This window comes from Sphingobacterium thalpophilum (assembly GCF_038396785.1).
GTDB lineage: Bacteria > Bacteroidota > Bacteroidia > Sphingobacteriales > Sphingobacteriaceae > Sphingobacterium > Sphingobacterium thalpophilum_A.
Genome location: NZ_CP151087.1, coordinates 22,902 through 41,522 on the forward strand (window position 1 = coordinate 22,902; position 18,621 = coordinate 41,522).

An 18,621-nucleotide genomic window follows, 5' to 3' on the forward strand; every position below is an offset into this window, starting at 1 on the left:
GAAGACTTACAATTCGTTCAAAAGCATTTATAATTCGATAACTACTGTTATAAAGGCATGAAGTCTGTTTTTGAAATTATTATGAACTTGTTTATTGGTCGCGTCGAAATCCATGTTACGGAAGATTGGACCACTGCACATCTGCTATCTGGATGAGGTCGATACGAAAGAGTTGCGATACATTTGCACTATAAATCAAACTATTTAATGAAATGAATTATAACATTAGAAAGGCAAGTCTTGAGGATCTTGATCAAGCAGCGGCGTTATTCAATCTTTATCGAATTTTCTACAGACAGGAATCGGATTTGGAAAAAGCCAAAGAATTTTTGAGGGAGCGATTTTTGTACGGAGAGTCAGAAATCTTTTTGGCAATTCAGGGCGAACAAGCTGTTGGTTTTGTTCAGCTTTATAAATTGTTTCATTATACTAAATTGCAGCGACAGTGGTTGTTGAGTGATCTATTTGTGCATCCTGATCATCGGAGTAAAGGTCTTTCGGTTCGGCTTATCGATCGTAGTAAAGCCTGGTGTGAAGAGACTGGAGCTTGTGGTCTGATGCTTGAGACTGAGAAAACAAATGTTATCGGTAATAGTCTTTATCCGAGGTGTGGATTCGAATACGACGGCATGCATAACTATTATCATTGGTGGCGATAACCTTAACTGGATCGCCAGGGCACTGCTGCGCCTGGCGATCCAGTTGGCTACTGAGATTAATTAGACGGCAAATTGTGTCAAATGATGATCCAGGTGTTTATAAAACATGTTGTTCCACTCCCAGCTTTTCAGCTTGCCGAAAGAATGGGACTTCTTCCCATCAAAATAGTTTTCGCCCAATTCAAGCGTTTTTTTAATGTAATCGATTAACCGACGTTGCTCGATCTCGAAATCACGTCTGGATGTTACCAGAAATTCTGTAGCTGATGATAACGTACGAAATAATAATCTATATTAATTGAAGTATAATATCACATGTAAAGGCTCATCTTTTACAGTTACTTTCTTTTCGGTAGGCCCATTTTTATTGCTGTACCTCAATGTATAAGACTGATTTTTTTTCACGATAAATGTTAAATAGTCATTCGCATCCTGCAGTTTAGTTGCGGTCGAACCACCGCCAATTTGATCATTTCCTTGAAAGATATCTACATTACATTTTGTTCTACCTTCCGGTTGACATTGATCGTTACTGAGATACATGGTTACGTTTAGACGGGTGTAAGATTTGTCGTTCAATTGTTGACTATACTGCTGATTGAATAGATCAATATAGCGCTGGGAAACATTCTCTGCATATACTTCTGTTTCGCTCCATGCTGGGAATGAGGTAGCTGCCGGTTTGTAGGAAGCCGCATAAATGGAATGTTCCTTGCTATTCGGATCGGCTTTCCCTGCGTCGGCCAAGAACCAGCTATAATTTAGATCTTTGTCCGGATAATATTCAGTAAAATACCATTTACCATTAATCCATACCTCGACCCAACTGTGGTTACCGCGATTGTCATGCCAGTTTGGTGTACCTGCAATCCGGGCCGGTATACCTACTGATCGCAATGCATCGATCAGTAAAATGGATAATCCGGTACAAGATGCCATTCCTTGGCTTATCGATTCAGAAGGATTTTGATCAGCTTTTTTTCGTTGGGTATTGTAATCGACTTTTACTTCATCTCTGATATTCTTATTTATGGCTACAACGGCATCTTTTAACGTGTTGCTATTTGTTACATATTTTGAGAAACGATCGTAGAAATCGCCACGCCTGTCGTCTAGATCTTCAGAGAATACACGATAGGGCAATACCTCATTTAGAAAAATAGAATCTGGAATTTCCTTTGCCCAGGAAAATGTTGATTTTGCCTGGTAAGCCTTTTCAATATTATGGATAAGATGATCACTCTTAATCGTCGTTAAGTCATTTTTAGGCATATAAGCTATGAGAAAAGCCGCGCCTTCACGCATTTCTTTGGGCAGTTTCTCTAGTACTTTCTCCAATTCATTACGATTCATGCCGGCAGCTTTTAGTGCGTTTTTGACCGGTTTTTGATACTGACTTGGTAAAGAGGAAAGCTTGAAATCTTGTGCAGATGCTTTGAAAAAAATGGCTGTAGATAAACAGCAGAAAACTAAAGAAAATACCTTTTTGAACATAATAATATACGCTTGCTTGTTCTTTATCTATTTAAATTAATACGATTTGTATATTTCAAACATAGATAAATTGATTTTTATAGGCAAAAATACGTTTTATAGTCTGGCTCGTAACTTAGAAGCCCAATTTGCATAATTTCTTCTTTGACAGCCTGTGAGCCTCTGTTCTAGCCCGATAGCTGCTTGCATTGGGACAGAGCAGTATCACAGTCCCTGTGAATCCGAGATGAATCCGACATTCTCTTGGAGTGACAGCCCTTTATTAAGGTGGACTCAACGTGGACCCAACGCGAACGAAGTACGACGATGTACTTTTGGATTGCGCTGCACTTCTAAAAAGTCAAAAGGTGTTAATCCCGCACAATTTCATTTGCAAATGAATACAAATTTATTTTAGTTTGAAGATCTTTACGGCAAAGTAAAGATCATAACCCAAAAAATAATTTGAATGACAATTCCGATGAAGCCGTTTCATTTTCTATATTATAGTGTATGCTGTCTGATCCTTTTATCTGGTATGCTGTATTCCTGTCAATCGCAAAATCCGGATCGGGTGATACTTGAAAAATTGGATAGGACCTTTAATGCATCCAAATTTTATGGACCCAAAATAAAAAGGAGTGAAGAGTTGCTGCATGCGGACGTTAAAAGTATGAATAAGAAAGAGTTGAAAGAAGTCTTTGAAACCGCCATATTTAAAAAGGATACGCTTGCTATTTTTAATTCAGAGGGGAGTCTGCCAACGTTATTTTATATCGAATCTACCGCAGCTTGGGGAACACGGAAATTAAAGCCAGTTAAAGATTTCGGTTATCGTTATACAACTGTTTCTTATAATGAAGAAAAGGATACCGTAGCGATATTAAACGGAATTTCTTTTCCAGCCTTGACTGTGGCAGAGGATAAAAATGGTGAATTTGCTTATCTATATGCACTGAAGACTTCAAAAAATAAAGATGATTTTCAAAATATCTACAACTATCTACAGAAGACGTTTACAAAATTGAAGCTTCAAGATGATGCGGGAAGTGGTATAAAAGGTTGGGAAAATAAAGACTTTTACTATTTTTTGCATAAAAAAAATAGAAGGGAAGAACAGATTTTTTCATTTGGAGAAGATGAAGACGACAAGCCGACGACTACAGACATCACCGATATCCGTTTGGAAATTTATTCTAAAATTTACATCCAAAATATGCAAAAAGAGCAGGTTTACTTACCGGATTATATTCCCATTATCAAATGACAGATGTAGATAATGGGTAACCGTCAAACTTGTTACAAACCTGCATAAGCGAATTTGTTTATATTTACTTCCTTGTAAAAAAATCAATCAAATCGTTTTATTTTTATGTCAGATACTCAAATACCGACTTCCGCTTATGCAGATACCAAACCACATTATGCTGTACTTGATGGGTTACGTGGGGTCGCAGCTATTACCGTCGTTTGCTTTCATATTTTTGAAGCCTTTGCAACGAGCCATTTAGATCAGCGAATTAATCATGGTTATTTGGCGGTCGACTTTTTCTTTATCCTTTCAGGATTTGTCGTGGGCTATGCTTATGATGATCGCTGGAAGACGATGACAACAAAAGAATTTATAAAACGAAGAATAATACGTTTACATCCGATGGTTGTTATGGGAGCGATCATCGGAGCAGTTATGTTCTATTTTCAGGGGTGTTCTGTTTGGGATGTGACAAAAGTGACATTTTCTTCGCTGGCAATCGCAACCCTATTGAATGCTTTGTTAATTCCTGCGATTCCGGGACATGAGGTGAGAGGGCTTGGGGAGATGTTTCCATTAAATGGACCAAGCTGGTCGTTGTTTTTTGAATACATTGGTAATATCCTGTATGCATTGGTTATTCGAAGATTTTCGACCAAAGCATTAGCCGGACTCGTTATTTTATTCGGAATAGGTTTGGCTGCATTTGCTATATTGGGCCCCTTGGGAGATATCTGTGCAGGTTTTTCACTCACAGGAACAGAATTTACGGCAGGTTCACTTCGACTTTTATTTTCTTTTACAGCGGGTCTATTTCTATCGAGGATATTTAAATCTTTACAGATCAAGGGAGCATTTTGGATTTGTAGTTTAATCCTAGTACCACTTTTAGCCATGCCGCGCATTGGTGGGGCCGAGCATTTATGGATGAATGGTCTGTACGACACGTTATGTTGTGTTGTTGTTTTCCCTTTGCTTGTTGTTTTAGGAGCATCTGGCAAGGGAGAAAGCGGTATTACAAGTTGGCTTTGCAAGTTTTTAGGCGATATATCCTATCCCTTATATATGTTACATTATCCCTTTATTTATCTATACTATGCTTGGGTCAAGAATGAAAATCTGAGTTTTGAAGAATCTCTGCCGGGAGCAGCAGCTGTTGTGATCGGAAGTATAGTGCTTGCATACGGCTGTTTGAAGTTATACGATATACCCGTACGGCGATATTTGTCAAAACGATTTCTAAGATCAAAAGGGAAATAGCCGCCGGCAAACTAATCCTATATTTATTATAAAATAAAAAAACACCATAAATTGGTGTTTTTTTATGCATATTACGTAGGACAGTGGCCTGTACATAGAGAAAATATCTTGTCATTTTAAATAACGCTTGAATGTCAGTCTTTTTCAAAAAAAACGTTGTTATATTTCGACGAATAAAATACCAAATAGAAGCCTAAAGGACTTCGGTACACCGTTGGATCTGATTCAAGAATATGATGAGTGGGAGAGTCCATCCACAGCTTTAAGCGTGCGGATTCATAAGGACTAACTGTTTCGATCTTGCCCTTGTAAACTTTGGATACTTTACCTGCACTTACGACGTTGAAATAAATCGAATCGTTATCCTTTATGACAAAATTGTACCTATCGTATTGCCAGTCAGTTTGTTTTCCTGGGAATAGGTCACGTTTTATATGATAAGTCCCATAATAATCTTCTTTTTTTAAGATTTTTGGGCTAGCGATCCATTGAAAAAGTTGAGACAAAGAAAAAAGTAAAATTGCGCCACCGATGAGAGATAAAATTGCGTAACCAAAGAAGCGTCTTTCTGTGAAAATTCCGCATAACATTAAAATTACCAGCAGTGGTAGAAAAATAAAAACAATGAAAAAATTGGCCCCAAATCCCATTTTATAAATTGTTGTGGCTTCGAAGAAAACCAAATGGATTTTCTTTTACTCCTCTTATAGAAACCTACTTTCTAAATTGAAAGTTTTAACTAAAGTAGCCCCATAGCTACCAAATCCAACACCGTATGCCTTCTATTGTCCAATTTATTCTTGACACATGCTTCAAGGATTTTTTTGACACCATTTGAATAAGAATCATGTCCGAGGACCTTGGTCTCAATTTTAATTTCATCATTTTTATCTTTGATCACAATCTGATGGTAGGCATGCTTTTCTAAGTAGGCAACGGGAATATTGATTTTATAAGCCTGCGTTTTCGCATCGCGAATAGAGACAACACGCTCATGAGCGACCTGTAAAGAGTTGGCGATATGATAAGCTGTACCTGGTTCAGTATTCTTGGAGGCCTGATGAGACTCTATAATAGATATTTCATAGTCTTTGAAATTATGTCCAAATTGTTGAAGCATATGGAGCGTTTTTAGCAAAAGTATGGAGGTATTCGGGCAAATGACAAGTGGAAAAGCTGTCTCGAGCTTTTCGGTCTCTAGGCCCGTCGACAGTTCAATTAATACCGAACCCGTACGTGCGCAAAAATCAAGACAATCTTGTAACTCCCGGCCCGATCCGGCATGTATAACAATAGATGGAGATGTCGTTGTAATGGATGGTTGCCAAGGTGAAATTTCTACATTGGGAATGGAATAATCTGCTTCCAGTATTGCGTTTGCAAGTTTTCCTGATCCTACTACAAAGGCTTTTTTTGTATTCATATTGCTTGTTTTATCAAAATATCCGCTATCCTTCTGACTATGAATCGATAAAATGATACCGGATGAATTTGTAATGAAGTAAAGGTTGTGCTTGAGCTAGGTAAGTTACAAAAATAGACGGTAAAATTTAGTCTTTGCTATTATGGAATTATTCTTTTTTCACGCATTTCGTCAAAGAGCTGATAAAACATTTGTTCAGTATCGATAAATTCATGGAAACCGAGCCGCCTTGCCTTTGTGCCGTCGGCAAAAAAATCATAATCCCAAGAAAAGACAAAGTCGCCAAAAGGCCAAGCTGAAACCTGCGCATAGTTATAGCTTAATGCATGCTCTTCTTTTAATTTTTGCCATACAGGCTCCTTATCTGCCATCATTGTTTCGAGCGATAGCGGGATCGGGTCAGCACTTTTCATATCAAAATAGGCTGCTAATTTGGGCCATAGTTCCTTCCAGCGGAAGAGATCGCCATTGTTAATGTTGAAGGCTTGATTGGCCGCTTGTGGATTGGTCGAGGCCCATACCGTTGCTTTGGCTAATAGTGTTGAATCGGTCATTTCCATCAATGTCTGAAAAGCGCCAATTTTTCCTGGAAACCGAAGCGGAATACCGAGTTCTTTTGAGATAGAAGCATATACAGCAATGAGCAACGCTAGATTCATCGGATTATTGGGAGCCGTTCCACCAACAACTGAGGGACGGATCGCTGACCAAGTCCATTTCTTACCTTGTTGCAGTTGTTCGAGGTATTGCTGTTGGCTGGTATTGAATTCAGGTGGCATATGTCCGGCATCTGATTCTTTGGCCGGCGTCTTGAAAGGGCCCAGGTGAGCACCGTATACTTTATACCCCTGCATTAAGCTGATGTGTTGAAGATTACCTGCTATTGGTTCCACCACAATCAAAACATTGCTTAGCATTCTCATACTGGGCTCTACCAGCTCAGCCCAGGTCGGCCTATCCTGATATGCAACATAGTAAATATGAGTGACTGAATCCAAGTTGCCTAGTTTTTTGATACAATCGGCTATATCTAATAAATCTACAGCGATAAAACGAATCTTATTCCGATCGGCATTTGTTCGTCGTGATAAACCTATAATTTCCCATTCTTCAGTTTTTTCAAGGTAGTCTATGAGATTGTTGCCTATGACTCCATTGGCGCCCACAACTAAAGCGGTGTTTTTACTAGTCTTCATCTTTTTCTATTATTTATAAAGCCAAAGTTAGTTAGAAGCCTAGTGGGGTTTAATGTAAAAATCCAACATAATTATGTATATTTCTGAAATGAAACGTTATCGTCAGTTTGAACCAGTGCTTATTTCAGGATTTAAGATGCTCGAATGGAACCATCCCGAACACAATCACAATCATTACGAGTTTATTTTTATTCGGGAGGGTGTCGGACGACATATCGTTAATGGACATTCATTTCCATACGAGGCTGGAACGATCTTTCTACTTGGGCCAGATGATCAGCATTATTTTGAAATCGAACAACTCACACATTTTGTTTATCTTAAATTTACCGACGCCTACCTTGGTCGTGACACTTCGGGTGCTACGCCCGCAATACAACAGCTGGAATATATCATAAAAAGTAGAGAAACCCATCAGATGGGGTTTCAATTAGCGGGGGAAGATAAGATGGTGATAGAACAGATCTTTGATATACTCCTTTTATTTAAGAAAGATCAAATCGGAAATCAGGAACTTATTTGGTTGCAATTATTCAGCATTGCACATGTTCTGCAGCGAAATATGCCTGAATTGCGTCGTAGTAGTACCAAAAGTCGCGATCTGCAGGCTATGTTTTGCTATATTCATAAAAATATTTACGATCCCAACTGTCTGCGGATACAAATGATGGCGGAGCACTTTAATATTGCCAACGATTATCTCGGTATTTATTTTAAACGTCAGGCAGGGATTACCTTACGGGACTATATTCAAAACTACCGCAGTACATTAATACGTCAACGAATAGCAGTAGGAAGAGTTACCTTAAAGGAAATTGCTGCTGAATTTGGGCTGACCGATGTAAGTCACCTGACTAAGATTATACATAAAACGTAGTCTATTCCCGTCGAAAGAAGTAGTTGAGATTAATAGCTTATGAATATAATGGGTTACCGGCCCAGGCGGAAAGGATTTAGAGAAGTAAAATACGTAGTAAAGATTTTAGAAAATTGAGATGTTATATAGAAATATTGCGGAAGAGATTATCCGATTAGCGCAGGACGACGAATCAATGCGGGAAAAGTTATTACAGAGGGGAGAGCTTCATGGTCGATATCATGCGGAGATGGAAACAATTCACCAACGGAATGCAGAAAGACTACGTGAAATCATTGCCGAAATAGGTTATCCAACTATTTCAAAAGTCGGCGAAGCGGCTAGCAATTCAGATTGGCTGATTGTTCAGCATGCGATAGGAGAACCTCAATTTATGCAAGATTGTTATCAGTTGCTTCTTGATAATATTATGGACATCAATCTCGCAAATCTGGCTTATTTGCACGATCGAATTCAGGTTTTCAAAAGTAAGCCGCAACGTTATGGGACACAGTTAAGCAGCGGTGGCAGTATTTATCCCGTTGAAGATAAAAGTGCAATAAACAGCTTGAGGAGCCGAATGAACCTTTTACCCCTTAATCCTATAGAAATGAATAAAATTGAACATGTGGAGCGAATTCAATTACTGGATCAGGAGAATGACACCTACAATGAGTGGCGAAAAAAAGTTGGCTGGGTGAATTGATTTTTCGACATTTTTTGTAGATTTGTCGAGTAATGACAGGTCAACAGGAAAATATTAAAGAGGAAATTATCTTATCATCCATGAAAGTGTTTGAAACATATGGATTTGCAAGGGTTTCTATGCAGGATATTTCAAAAGCTTGTGGAAAGGGGCGGAGCACCTTATATTACTATTTTACCAGTAAAATGGATGTCTTTGATGCGATTGCAGAGTATCTATGTCAGCAAGTGTTTGAGGTCGCTAGTAGAACTTATAACAGGGACGCTTCACTGGAAGATAATTTAGTCGGTTTTTTACAAGCAAAACTACGTCAGATTAATTTAATTACGAAACGTTTTCATCTCGCATTCGAAGATATGAAATCCGATCCGGCCTTGATGGTTTCGAAAACACGTTATATGCTGGACGACGAGATTAAGTTGATTCGTGAAATGATTGAATTAGCCGTTTGGAAAAAAGAAATTCAGGCCTTAGAGGAAAAGGATATCCTGTTTTTATCCGAAATGTTAGTGACAACATCACGTTGTTTTGAGCAGGAAGTTTTACTTTTTGATCGTTTTCCAGATTTTGAAGCTAGGCTTTCCTGGTTGACAAGTATATGTGTTAAGGGACTACGCTAGCAATTCGGAGGGTAGCGCGAAGTAATTATTTTGAACAGTAAGGATGTAGATTTATTGTTCTTTTTTTTGAAGCTTGTTTCGACAAAAATACAAAATATGTCTATTTTGATTGGTCGATTCTTTTTATACAGACAATAAACAGGATTACAACTATGGTGTTAAATGCGAAAGTAGGAAAGTCGGTGGATAGCTTTGCATCAGAAAGATGCGTTTTGGTTATGGTGGAGACAGAGGAAACAATCCGCCCTGAAATGATGGGGTTGTTGGATCCAGATATTGATTGTTATTTATTAATACACAACGATGTGGAGCGCTTGGATAGCCTAGCTCTTGCGCTGGAAAATGAAAATAAAAAGGTTCGACTAGCCCGAGATTTTGAGGAACTGAAACAGATGCGTTTTTTGAACCACCACTTACAACAAATTGCCGTTAAAATTTTGAAATAATCTAAATATGTATAAAGTTGTTTATTCTTTATCTCGTAAGCTGAAGTGGAAAGCTAGCGAGATTTATCATTTTCTCTATCAGAGTTTCCCGGAGATAAAAAATATTGATTTATTGTTGGATGATCAGCAATTTTTGCTTGTTCTGCGGATTAGTACCCGACTGGAATTTTCTATTCTGAATATATGCCAGAAACAGGGCTTGGCAATGCAATTTGTGCAAGTCGAGGATACTGATTAGTCTGTCCGCTTTACAAAGCTAGCCTATTAGAGATGTTCAGGCATGATGCGATGAGCCGTAAAGAAATATCAATTTGAGCTTTATAGCAAAATCATTCTGAAAGTTACTTTTTACTTTTGATATTGTTCCTTCAAAACATTTTTCACATCCATTGGTTAATTTTATCGTGCGGATGGAATCTGTGTTGTATCATGGGAATTTTATGCATTTATTTAAAACAGAAAACAACAATTTTATCAAGTATGAGTACATTTTCAATTAGAGCTTTTGGAACAAGCGCACCAACGGCTGATCTAAAACAGATGGATATTGAACGCCGTGAAGTGAAGGATAAAGATGTCGAGATTGATATCTTATTTTGTGGAGTTTGCCATTCGGATTTACATACAGCGCGAAATGAATGGGGCGGAACCGTTTATCCGAATGTACCCGGTCATGAAATTGTGGGTCGAATTACTAAAGTTGGATCCGCTGTAACCAAGTTTAAAGTTGGTGATTTGGCCGGTGTAGGCTGTATGGTAGATAGTTGTCGCGAATGTGAAAGTTGTAAGGAAGGATTGGAACAGTATTGTGAAAATGGAAATATCCAAACATACAACGGACACGATAAGCACCTTAATAAACAGACATTTGGTGGTTATTCTGAACGTGTTGTAGTAGATCAGGATTTTGTGCTCCACATTCCTGAAAATTTGGCTCTCGCAGCGACAGCACCTCTATTATGTGCTGGAATTACCACTTATTCACCTTTGAGGCATTGGAATGTGGGACCAGGAAAAAAAGTTGGTATAGTGGGTATCGGTGGCTTGGGACACATGGGAGTCAAAATCGCAAAAGCAATGGGAGCGCACGTCGTTGTTATTACAACGTCTGCTTCTAAAGTTGATGACGCCAAACGTTTAGGTGCCGATGAGGTGATCTTGTCAACTGATGCAGAACAAATGAAGGAACATGCAGGAACATTACATTTCATTTTGGACTGTGTTTCTGCACAACATGACATCAATGCCTATTTAAGTTTATTGAAACGAGATGGTTCCTTGACTCTTGTTGGCGCTCCGGAACATCCACTTCCTGTGGCTCCTTTTAGTCTGATTCCAACACGTAAGAGTTTTTCAGGTTCTATGATCGGTGGGATAGCCGAAACACAGGAGATGCTTGATTTTTGTGGTAAACACAATATTATCTCTGATATAGAGCTGATTAAAATGCAGGATATCAATCATGCTTATGATAGACTATTGAAAAGCGATGTTAAATACAGGTTTGTTATTGACATGGCGAGTTTGAAAAACTAACGCAATAAAATTATTCAATGGTGAACCATCAAGGGGAATTTCGAGTACCTTTGATGGTTCAGTTTGTTTATATAGGTATTTTACACCTAGATTATCGAGCTAACCTTTTGCCCTTTAAAATTGTTAACATGGGGTAGTGAATTCAACTATTAGTCGTTTTTATGGAAAAAGATAAAATTATTGTGTTTTGGTTTCGTCGGGATCTACGTCTGAATGATAATGCTGGGCTTACTCGCGCCTTAGCTTCGGGCTATCCTGTATTACCTATATTCATATTTGACGAGGATATTCTAATGCAATTGGAGGATAAAAAAGATCGACGTCTTCATTACATCCATCAGGCTTTAATCCGTATCAATACCATACTCGGAGAAAGCGGTGCAACTTTGAATACGTTCTACGGTAAACCTATTACTATCTTCAGGGAGCTGATTGAAAAATTTGATGTGCAGGGAATCTATTGTAATCGGGATTATGAACCGAAAGCAATCCGTCGGGACAAAGAGATTTTCGAGCTTTGTACAGCTATGGGAATTCCTTTCAAAGCTGTGAAAGATCAGGTTATTTTCGATAAAGGAGATATTTTAAAGAACGATGGAACACCCTATACGGTTTATACGCCGTATGCAAAAAAATGGCGGGAGAAATTACGTCCTGAGGACCATCTTTCCTATACCTGCACAACGGGATTTTTCTTTCAGCAAAACCATCAGCAGATTATTTCTTTGGCGGACTTGGGGTTTCTGGAAACTGACCTTATTTTTGAAGAACCAGAGCTGAATGCGACGATTATTGACCATTATGATACCACCCGCGATTATCCGGCATTAATGGGTACAACCAAATTGGGGATTGCACTTCGCTTTGGAACAATCAGTGTTCGTCGATGTGTTACTTTTGCTTTAAAACACAATGCGACCTGGTTGTCTGAATTGATCTGGCGTGAATTTTTTATGCAGATCCTCTACCATTATCCGCATGTTGTTACGGAATCTTTTAGAAAGCAATACGATGCCATACAATGGCGCAATGACGAGGTAGAATTCCAGCAATGGTGCAACGGAGACACTGGATATCCTTTGGTAGATGCGGGTATGCGCCAATTGAATAGTTCGGGTTATATGCACAATCGCGTACGAATGGTCGCAGCCAGTTTTCTCTGTAAGCACCTTTTGATCGACTGGAGATGGGGAGAGGCCTACTTTGCACAAAAGCTAAATGATTATGATCTCTCGGCCAACAATGGTAACTGGCAGTGGGCCGCCGGTAGTGGTTGTGACGCAGCCCCGTACTTTAGGGTTTTTAATCCGACGCTTCAAGCTGAGAAGTTCGATAAAAATCAGGAATATATAAAACAATGGGTTCCTGAATTAGACACTTCAGACTATTGTGAGCCTATTGTTGACCATCAGTTTGCCCGTGATCGCGCGATAAAGACCTACGCAAAGGCGTTGAAATAATAGTATTGAATGTCTACTCCTAACTAAAGGTTGTAAGAACCAATAGATAAGAGTGGACATTCGATGTAGCTAATTTTTATTGATCTAAAAACTCGGCAACAAATGCGTCAAATGCCTGTGGATTTTCGGCTTGAACCCAGTGACCGGCATTGGGAATCGTCTTAAACACGGCATTTGGAAATTGTTCCCTGATCTTAATTTTATCCTCAGGTAATATATATCTTGATTTCTCTCCAGGTAGAAATAATGTGGGACCGTTGAATATTCCTGATTTTACCCCGACAGTGATGAACTCCGTATATTTATTTTTTAAAACATCCAGATTAAAGCGCCAATCTAATTTCCGATCTTCTCTGATATATACATTTTTTAATAAAAATTGGATCACTCCCGGATCACTCAAATAGTGTTCAATCTTTATTTGTACATCTTTCCTATTTTCCAGTGTTGTGATATCGACAGCAGATAGCGCATCGAAGATATCCTCATGATGTGGAGGATAAGCTTTAGGGGCTATATCAGCGATGATCAGTTTTTCAATTTTTTCGGGATGATCAATAGCAAATTGCATCGCTACTTTTCCGCCCAAAGAATGGCCCAATAGGAGTACTTTATCTGCTCCAATGGATGTTATATAGGCCAGCAGATCTTCTACCATAACTTCCACCGACATATCTTCACTATGGAAACTTCGTCCGTGATTACGAAGATCGAGTAAATGTACCTGTCTTTTCTCTCCGAAACTACGACCAAAGGATCCCCAGTTGTCTGCCATACCAAAAAGCCCATGCAGAACAATTAATGGAGTGCCACCGTTATCTGCGCCATATATTTTGCTGTGTTGTAATTCTTTCAATGCCATGCTATCTATTATTGCAATTATTACCTCTCTGTGATGTGTATATGCAGCGAAGTTAGCTTTTGTTGGTGATTTTTTGATCGAAATTATGTAAAACATTTATATAAATCCCACTTGATCCCATCTTGTCGCTCTTATCAAAATGGTAGTATTTGGTGATTTATTGGTAGTTCATCGCCGCCATGTCCACCTTAATTTTGTGTAAACTTAATTCATAAAATAGATGAGCAATCCCAATGTTTATTAAGACAACTAAGCAAGAAGTAAAGGATAGTAAAAGTCTTTCCAATGTTTGGTGTCTCTCAAAATAGTTATCAAAACAGTTAACAGAGCATAGATGAGTTGGAGAGCATGTTAAGAAAGAAGCTGAATTTTGAAAATGGGAATAAAATTTTTAATAAAAGTGATTTTCATCACTTTTTTGTTGGGAAGAATACGCTACTTTTACTGCTGTAGCCATTTATCCGGTAAGGTTAGTCTTTGGTATTGACAAAAATTATTTAGCCATAAAAATATATTATTTGGGGGTTTTCTCGTTATGAGAGGCCCCTTAATTTTTTTACAACCTCTAGTTCTGAGATGAAGGGACTATACACTCCACCGCAAGCTTGAAGTCTTGTTGCAAAGAAAATAGGTCTTTTCGATAGCTTTCAATAACTTGTTCGAAAAGACCTATAGGTGTCTTCCTATTCCTGCTTAGTAAATTGCATTCTGTGCCGTTAATATAACAGGAGCGCCATCGGTAATGAGAATTGTATGTTCATGTTGGGCCATGAATCCACCTTTGTCCCCAACCATTGTCCAGCCGTCGTTGAGTTCGGTCGCGTATGTGGAGGTTGTTGAAATAAAGGTTTCAATAGCAACAACGGTATTTTTTCGAAATCTTCGTTGGTCGAAGCGATTTTTATAGTTAAGCAATTCATCGGGTTCCTCGTGTAGACTTTTTCCTACACCATGTCCGCCAAGGTTCTTGATAACTTTATAGCCTCTTTTTTTCGCTTCAGTTTCTATTAGATGCCCAATATCGGCTATTTTCACACCACCACGAATATTATTGATTGCTTTTTGAAGAATTTCTTTTGAAGCTTTTACTAATTTTTCGTGTTGAAATATGTCCTTTCCTATAACAAAGGAACAACCATTATCGGCCCAATACCCATCCAGTTCGGCAGATACATCGATATTGATCAAATCACCTTCTTGCAATAGTCTTTCTGCAGTAGGTATTCCGTGGCAAAACTCGTTGTTTATACTGATACAGGTGTAGCCTGGGAAACCATAGGTAAGAGCGGGAGCAGAATTCGCACCCATGCTTTTTAATATTTCGGCTCCATATTCGTCAAGCTCTTTCGTGGACATACCCACTTGAGCATGTGCTATCATAGCTTTTAAGGTGATGGCAACGGCATCGCTCGCTTTTTGTATGCCTGTTAGTTCTGTTTCATTCGTTATAGACATCGCTGATGTTTTTATTGTGGAGCAGGTGAGCTCTGTTTTTTATTTTGTTATTTATAACTACCGGGAACAAATGATTGAAGGTCATTTTGTTTTAATCGGATATAAACCAGTACAAAGGTCTTAATAAAATTGAATAAAATAGGCATTTGCTTGCGATTACAAGTAAATATACTGTGTTTGGGCGTTAAAAGTCTAATAACAAATGCCGAAAAGCAATGTGTTTTTGCCCTAGTTTTTATTGTTTTAGTCCTTTGTTTTGATGTTTAGACATTTATTTTTTTATGTATCTTTACATAACTTTATGATGTTGCTATTGATCATTTAAATTAGAATAAAATGGCTTTATTAGATACCCTAGAATGGCGTTATGCCACAAAAAAATACGACCCTACAAAAAAGGTCGCTCAGGAAGATTTGGATAAGATTTTGGAGGCAGCACGTATGGCTCCGAGCTCGTCTGGACTTCAACAGTTCCGTGTGATTGTGATTACGAATCAGGAATTAAAAGAAAAAATTGTACCTGTGGCTTGGGGGCAACAAATTGTTGCTGATAGCTCACATTTATTGGTCTTCGCAGGATGGGATAGCTATACGGACGAACGTATTGATAATACCTTCGACAAGATGAATGCGTTGAGAGGTTTACCTTTAGACACCACTGACGAGTATAAAAATAGATTAAAAGCACAGTTATCGAGCCTATCCGTTGAGCAACAAGCAGCCCATGCGGCTAAACAAGCCTATATTGCTTTTGGTCTGGCAATTGCTCAGGCTGCAGAATTAGGCGTTGATGCGACTCCAATGGAGGGTTTTTCAAATGCCGAATTGGATGAACTTCTTGGTTTAGATAAACTGGGATTGAAGAGTGCAGTCATGCTTCCTTTAGGCTATCGGATGGAAGAACAAGATTGGTTGCTGAAGCTGAAAAAATTTAGACTTCCGAAAGAGGAATTTTTGATTGAACTCGCATAAATTGCAGAACTGATTAGTCCTGAAAAATCGATACAGGTTTTCAGTGAAAAAAAAGCGTTTCAACACTTGGTTGAAACGCTTTTTTTGTCGACAGGCCGACTTAGACAGGTTCCGTCTTTAGACACTACATAAGTTTACTGTTTGCCCCTTTTTTAGTTTCACATATTGTATACTGTTATCTTTCTGTAAGGTCTTTTTCGTGCTGACATGCATGAGCGTTTTGGGTTCAAAAATTCGAAAGGTACCCTCTTCGGTCGCAGTTATTTTCAGCGTAACGATTTTATCTCCTTTTTTTTCAGCGCTTACGATAAATCCGCCCATCGTCCTTAAATTTTTGAAAGATGCTGTTGTCCATTCAGCAGGTAAGGCTGGAAAGATTTCTACATAGTTATTCTTGCTCTGAATGAGCAATTCGTGTATTCCCTGTGCAAACGCAAAGTTACCTTCCAACGTAAATGGTCGATATGTAAAGTCTGAATATTGCCCACCTTTCTGGTCACCGTTCAGATGAAAGGAATTGGTAGAACAAAAGTTCTGTGCAAATTTTTGAAGATTGCTAACGGCTTCCTTTCCTTGTTTAGCCCGCGCGTGCAAACAAGCCATCCATGCAAAGGAATAACCGACCCACGCCCGTGTACCCAGCTTTTCAATATGATCTAGGGAACTTTCAATGAGCTCTTTTTCCTGCGGATTATTGATGTCTAATAAATCCAATGGATAAATTGCCATATAGGGAGACATATGACGATGGGAATGTTTCATTGGAAGATTTGCAGCAACTTGTAGTCCGGTTTCATCCGTCGCATAATGAGGTAGTTGGGTCTTACATTTTAACCAAGCCTGCGCTTCTTGCGGTTTTCCCATGGCTGTGCTCACCTCAGTAGCAGCCTGGAAAAGAAAATGCGCTAAGCTAAGGTCGAAATTGGTCCAATTGTCAAACCATGCTGATACACTGTTGTCGTTGTATTCGGGACTGCTGCTCAAAGGCAGGTAACGGAGTCCATTTTTTAATGTGGTTATATTCTTAAGGTAAGTCGCAGACGCAACGATATAGGGATAGGCTTGTTCTCTTAGAAAGGTTTTATCCATACTATATTTCCATTGCCAATAAAAATGTTGGGCCGCCCATGCACCAATCGTTGGAGAAAGAGAATACTGAATCCAACCACCCATAGGGTCTCCATTTAAAGTAAGGACACCGGGTACATTCAGCCCATCGACACCGAAATATTGCTTTGTAAAGTCACTATTCTTTTTACGGATCTTCCAGAGCCAATCCGTATAGCTTTTGGCTTCGGCCAATCTATTCCCCGAATAGGCTGGCCAATAGCTCAATTGGGTGTTAAGGTCATTGTGAAAGTCTCCTTTCCAAGGAGGGAGGCCACCATTATCTGCCGTCCAGACGGCCTGAAGTGTAATTGCTGGAGCGCCTTCTCTTGCGACAGCACCGAGCTTGTACATATCAAGATAATATTGCTTTTCAAGATTTTTTTCAGGAATAGTTATACTTGATTTGGACCAATAGTTTGACCACCAGTGCAAATGGCTTGCTTTTTCTTCGGTGTATTTTTTGAGGGAAAGTTCAGAAGGGTTTGCCCTTTGATCGTTAACGATTGTCCAATATCCAATCAGTTTTTTAGCTGATATTTTTTCCCATCTCAATACAACTTCAAAAAAATGATTGTGATAAGTTTTTTGGTGCAACACTTCGTAATTGCTGGTTCTGGTTATATTTCCTTGCTGATATCCTAATCTTGCTAAATCTTGACCTTCAACAACGCTTTTGTTTTCATCTTTGTTTGCACTATTTTCATATTGATGGGGAATTAATTGAGGGACAAGGTCACTCACATTGTTTCCTGTAATTTCAAAATAGCCAAAGGGTTTATAGGCGTGTATGAAGGTTCTTAATATCCGACCATCTTTGAATTTAAGAATATTGGTGGCCTGTTCCAGGTCAAGTACGTTCGAAACGACAGGGCCAAATTTCGCTAAGTCAAAGAACAGCGATGCTGCTGGAAGCTTGGTGGGATAGGGGGATCTATCGTAAGGAGCGTCTCCCCACTCCTGTACAATGCCATAGCTGTTGTTTTTTATTTGTTGTTGGACCCAATTGAAATTGTGGTTTTCTATTGCAAAGGCCTTTCTTTCATCCCATAGATCTGCGCGATCAAGTGAAAATCGAATCGTATTATCTTTTTTCCAAATCAATGCACCCAATTGACCATTTCCCAACGGAATGGCTTCATCCCACCGCGAAGCCAACTGATCGAAATGGAGGTTGTTGTCCGGTGTCGGTTGACCGAAAGAGAACACTGTAAACGAACAGAAGAGTATTAAATAAAGATATTTCATAATTTAAAAGGTTTGCTTGTAAATTTAAAACTCTGGAAGGGGAGATACTGACACTATTGTTACTTTTTTGCATACTATTTTATCTATGCG

At 38.8% G+C, this 18,621-nt stretch carries 17 protein-coding genes; 10 read left to right on the top strand and 7 right to left on the bottom strand.

Annotated features, from left to right (window positions below):
• Nucleotides 1–212: 212 nt before the first annotated feature.
• Nucleotides 213–659, top strand: a complete 447-nt coding sequence (locus tag AACH28_RS00135; protein ID WP_333574815.1) for a GNAT family N-acetyltransferase — start codon at nucleotides 213–215, stop codon at nucleotides 657–659.
• A gap of 294 nt (nucleotides 660–953) precedes the next feature.
• Here AACH28_RS00135 and AACH28_RS00140 read toward each other — a convergent pair whose 3' ends face one another.
• A complete protein-coding gene (locus tag AACH28_RS00140; RefSeq protein WP_341831870.1) occupies nucleotides 954–2,012 on the bottom strand; it encodes a transglutaminase-like domain-containing protein in 1,059 nt (352 codons plus the stop codon).
• Between the two features lie 793 nt (nucleotides 2,013–2,805).
• Here AACH28_RS00140 and AACH28_RS00145 point away from each other — a divergent pair.
• Nucleotides 2,806–3,399 (top strand): hypothetical protein, encoded by a 594-nt coding sequence (locus AACH28_RS00145; RefSeq protein WP_341831871.1) that lies wholly within the window; start codon nucleotides 2,806–2,808, stop codon nucleotides 3,397–3,399.
• Between the two features lie 105 nt (nucleotides 3,400–3,504).
• Nucleotides 3,505–4,644 carry an acyltransferase gene (locus AACH28_RS00150; protein WP_341831872.1) on the top strand — a complete coding sequence of 380 codons (1,140 nt, stop codon included), beginning with the start codon at nucleotides 3,505–3,507 and terminating at the stop codon, nucleotides 4,642–4,644.
• 134 nt (nucleotides 4,645–4,778) lie between these two features.
• On the opposite strand, the gene AACH28_RS00155 is transcribed toward AACH28_RS00150, so the two are convergent.
• From AACH28_RS00155 to AACH28_RS00165, 3 genes are all read right to left on the bottom strand, one after another.
• Nucleotides 4,779–5,150 (bottom strand): hypothetical protein, encoded by a 372-nt coding sequence (locus AACH28_RS00155; RefSeq protein WP_341831873.1) that lies wholly within the window; start codon nucleotides 5,148–5,150, stop codon nucleotides 4,779–4,781.
• Between the two features lie 233 nt (nucleotides 5,151–5,383).
• Nucleotides 5,384–6,067 carry a dihydrodipicolinate reductase C-terminal domain-containing protein gene (locus tag AACH28_RS00160; RefSeq protein ID WP_159730851.1) on the bottom strand — a complete coding sequence of 228 codons (684 nt, stop codon included), beginning with the start codon at nucleotides 6,065–6,067 and terminating at the stop codon, nucleotides 5,384–5,386.
• 140 nt (nucleotides 6,068–6,207) lie between these two features.
• Nucleotides 6,208–7,263 carry an SDR family oxidoreductase gene (locus tag AACH28_RS00165; protein ID WP_341831874.1) on the bottom strand — a complete coding sequence of 352 codons (1,056 nt, stop codon included), beginning with the start codon at nucleotides 7,261–7,263 and terminating at the stop codon, nucleotides 6,208–6,210.
• A 73-nt stretch (nucleotides 7,264–7,336) separates the two neighbouring features.
• Here AACH28_RS00165 and AACH28_RS00170 point away from each other — a divergent pair, with 73 nt between their 5' ends.
• The 6 genes from AACH28_RS00170 to AACH28_RS00195 all read left to right on the top strand — a co-directional run bounded on the left by AACH28_RS00170 (nucleotide 7,337) and on the right by AACH28_RS00195 (nucleotide 12,887).
• Nucleotides 7,337–8,140 carry an AraC family transcriptional regulator gene (locus AACH28_RS00170; RefSeq protein ID WP_341831875.1) on the top strand — a complete coding sequence of 268 codons (804 nt, stop codon included), beginning with the start codon at nucleotides 7,337–7,339 and terminating at the stop codon, nucleotides 8,138–8,140.
• A 118-nt stretch (nucleotides 8,141–8,258) separates the two neighbouring features.
• A complete protein-coding gene (locus AACH28_RS00175) occupies nucleotides 8,259–8,825 on the top strand; it encodes a DUF6624 domain-containing protein (protein WP_341831876.1) in 567 nt (188 codons plus the stop codon).
• A 32-nt stretch (nucleotides 8,826–8,857) separates the two neighbouring features.
• Entirely contained in the window at nucleotides 8,858–9,445 is a 588-nt protein-coding gene (locus tag AACH28_RS00180; RefSeq protein ID WP_341831877.1) for a helix-turn-helix domain-containing protein, read from the top strand.
• A gap of 152 nt (nucleotides 9,446–9,597) precedes the next feature.
• Complete coding sequence (locus tag AACH28_RS00185; RefSeq protein WP_317665843.1) at nucleotides 9,598–9,891, top strand: hypothetical protein; 294 nt, start codon at nucleotides 9,598–9,600, stop codon at nucleotides 9,889–9,891.
• 480 nt (nucleotides 9,892–10,371) lie between these two features.
• Entirely contained in the window at nucleotides 10,372–11,427 is a 1,056-nt protein-coding gene (locus tag AACH28_RS00190) for an NAD(P)-dependent alcohol dehydrogenase (protein WP_341831878.1), read from the top strand.
• Nucleotides 11,428–11,588: 161 nt separating this feature from the next.
• Nucleotides 11,589–12,887, top strand: coding sequence for a deoxyribodipyrimidine photo-lyase (locus tag AACH28_RS00195; RefSeq protein ID WP_075993198.1), 1,299 nt, complete (start codon nucleotides 11,589–11,591; stop codon nucleotides 12,885–12,887).
• A 76-nt stretch (nucleotides 12,888–12,963) separates the two neighbouring features.
• On the opposite strand, the gene AACH28_RS00200 is transcribed toward AACH28_RS00195, so the two are convergent.
• Together AACH28_RS00200 and map are read right to left on the bottom strand one after the other, a co-directional pair.
• Nucleotides 12,964–13,749 carry an alpha/beta fold hydrolase gene (locus AACH28_RS00200; protein WP_075994860.1) on the bottom strand — a complete coding sequence of 262 codons (786 nt, stop codon included), beginning with the start codon at nucleotides 13,747–13,749 and terminating at the stop codon, nucleotides 12,964–12,966.
• 693 nt (nucleotides 13,750–14,442) lie between these two features.
• Nucleotides 14,443–15,204: a type I methionyl aminopeptidase gene (gene map, locus AACH28_RS00205; RefSeq protein ID WP_088162047.1), complete on the bottom strand. Its 762-nt coding sequence runs from the start codon at nucleotides 15,202–15,204 to the stop codon at nucleotides 14,443–14,445.
• 336 nt (nucleotides 15,205–15,540) lie between these two features.
• Between map and AACH28_RS00210 the strand changes: the two genes are divergently transcribed.
• Nucleotides 15,541–16,176: an NAD(P)H-dependent oxidoreductase gene (locus AACH28_RS00210; protein WP_341831879.1), complete on the top strand. Its 636-nt coding sequence runs from the start codon at nucleotides 15,541–15,543 to the stop codon at nucleotides 16,174–16,176.
• A gap of 117 nt (nucleotides 16,177–16,293) precedes the next feature.
• On the opposite strand, the gene AACH28_RS00215 is transcribed toward AACH28_RS00210, so the two are convergent.
• The gene (locus AACH28_RS00215) at nucleotides 16,294–18,531 is read right to left on the bottom strand and encodes a glycosyl hydrolase family 95 catalytic domain-containing protein (RefSeq protein ID WP_341831880.1); all 2,238 of its coding nucleotides are present in this window, start codon (nucleotides 18,529–18,531) and stop codon (nucleotides 16,294–16,296) included.
• Nucleotides 18,532–18,621: the final 90 nt, after the last annotated feature.

Coding starts and splice junctions, on each gene's coding strand:
- AACH28_RS00190 (WP_341831878.1), top strand. CDS start 10,372: ATGAGTACATTTTCAATTAGAGCTTTTGGAACAAGCGCACCAACGGCT.
- AACH28_RS00180 (WP_341831877.1), top strand. CDS start 8,858: ATGACAGGTCAACAGGAAAATATTAAAGAGGAAATTATCTTATCATCC.
- AACH28_RS00165 (WP_341831874.1), bottom strand. CDS start 7,263: ATGAAGACTAGTAAAAACACCGCTTTAGTTGTGGGCGCCAATGGAGTC.
- AACH28_RS00150 (WP_341831872.1), top strand. CDS start 3,505: ATGTCAGATACTCAAATACCGACTTCCGCTTATGCAGATACCAAACCA.
- AACH28_RS00200 (WP_075994860.1), bottom strand. CDS start 13,749: ATGGCATTGAAAGAATTACAACACAGCAAAATATATGGCGCAGATAAC.
- AACH28_RS00185 (WP_317665843.1), top strand. CDS start 9,598: ATGGTGTTAAATGCGAAAGTAGGAAAGTCGGTGGATAGCTTTGCATCA.
- AACH28_RS00140 (WP_341831870.1), bottom strand. CDS start 2,012: ATGAATCGTAATGAATTGGAGAAAGTACTAGAGAAACTGCCCAAAGAA.
- AACH28_RS00160 (WP_159730851.1), bottom strand. CDS start 6,067: ATGAATACAAAAAAAGCCTTTGTAGTAGGATCAGGAAAACTTGCAAAC.
- AACH28_RS00195 (WP_075993198.1), top strand. CDS start 11,589: ATGGAAAAAGATAAAATTATTGTGTTTTGGTTTCGTCGGGATCTACGT.
- AACH28_RS00210 (WP_341831879.1), top strand. CDS start 15,541: ATGGCTTTATTAGATACCCTAGAATGGCGTTATGCCACAAAAAAATAC.
- AACH28_RS00175 (WP_341831876.1), top strand. CDS start 8,259: ATGTTATATAGAAATATTGCGGAAGAGATTATCCGATTAGCGCAGGAC.
- map (WP_088162047.1), bottom strand. CDS start 15,204: ATGTCTATAACGAATGAAACAGAACTAACAGGCATACAAAAAGCGAGC.
- AACH28_RS00215 (WP_341831880.1), bottom strand. CDS start 18,531: ATGAAATATCTTTATTTAATACTCTTCTGTTCGTTTACAGTGTTCTCT.
- AACH28_RS00170 (WP_341831875.1), top strand. CDS start 7,337: ATGTATATTTCTGAAATGAAACGTTATCGTCAGTTTGAACCAGTGCTT.
- AACH28_RS00135 (WP_333574815.1), top strand. CDS start 213: ATGAATTATAACATTAGAAAGGCAAGTCTTGAGGATCTTGATCAAGCA.
- AACH28_RS00145 (WP_341831871.1), top strand. CDS start 2,806: ATGAATAAGAAAGAGTTGAAAGAAGTCTTTGAAACCGCCATATTTAAA.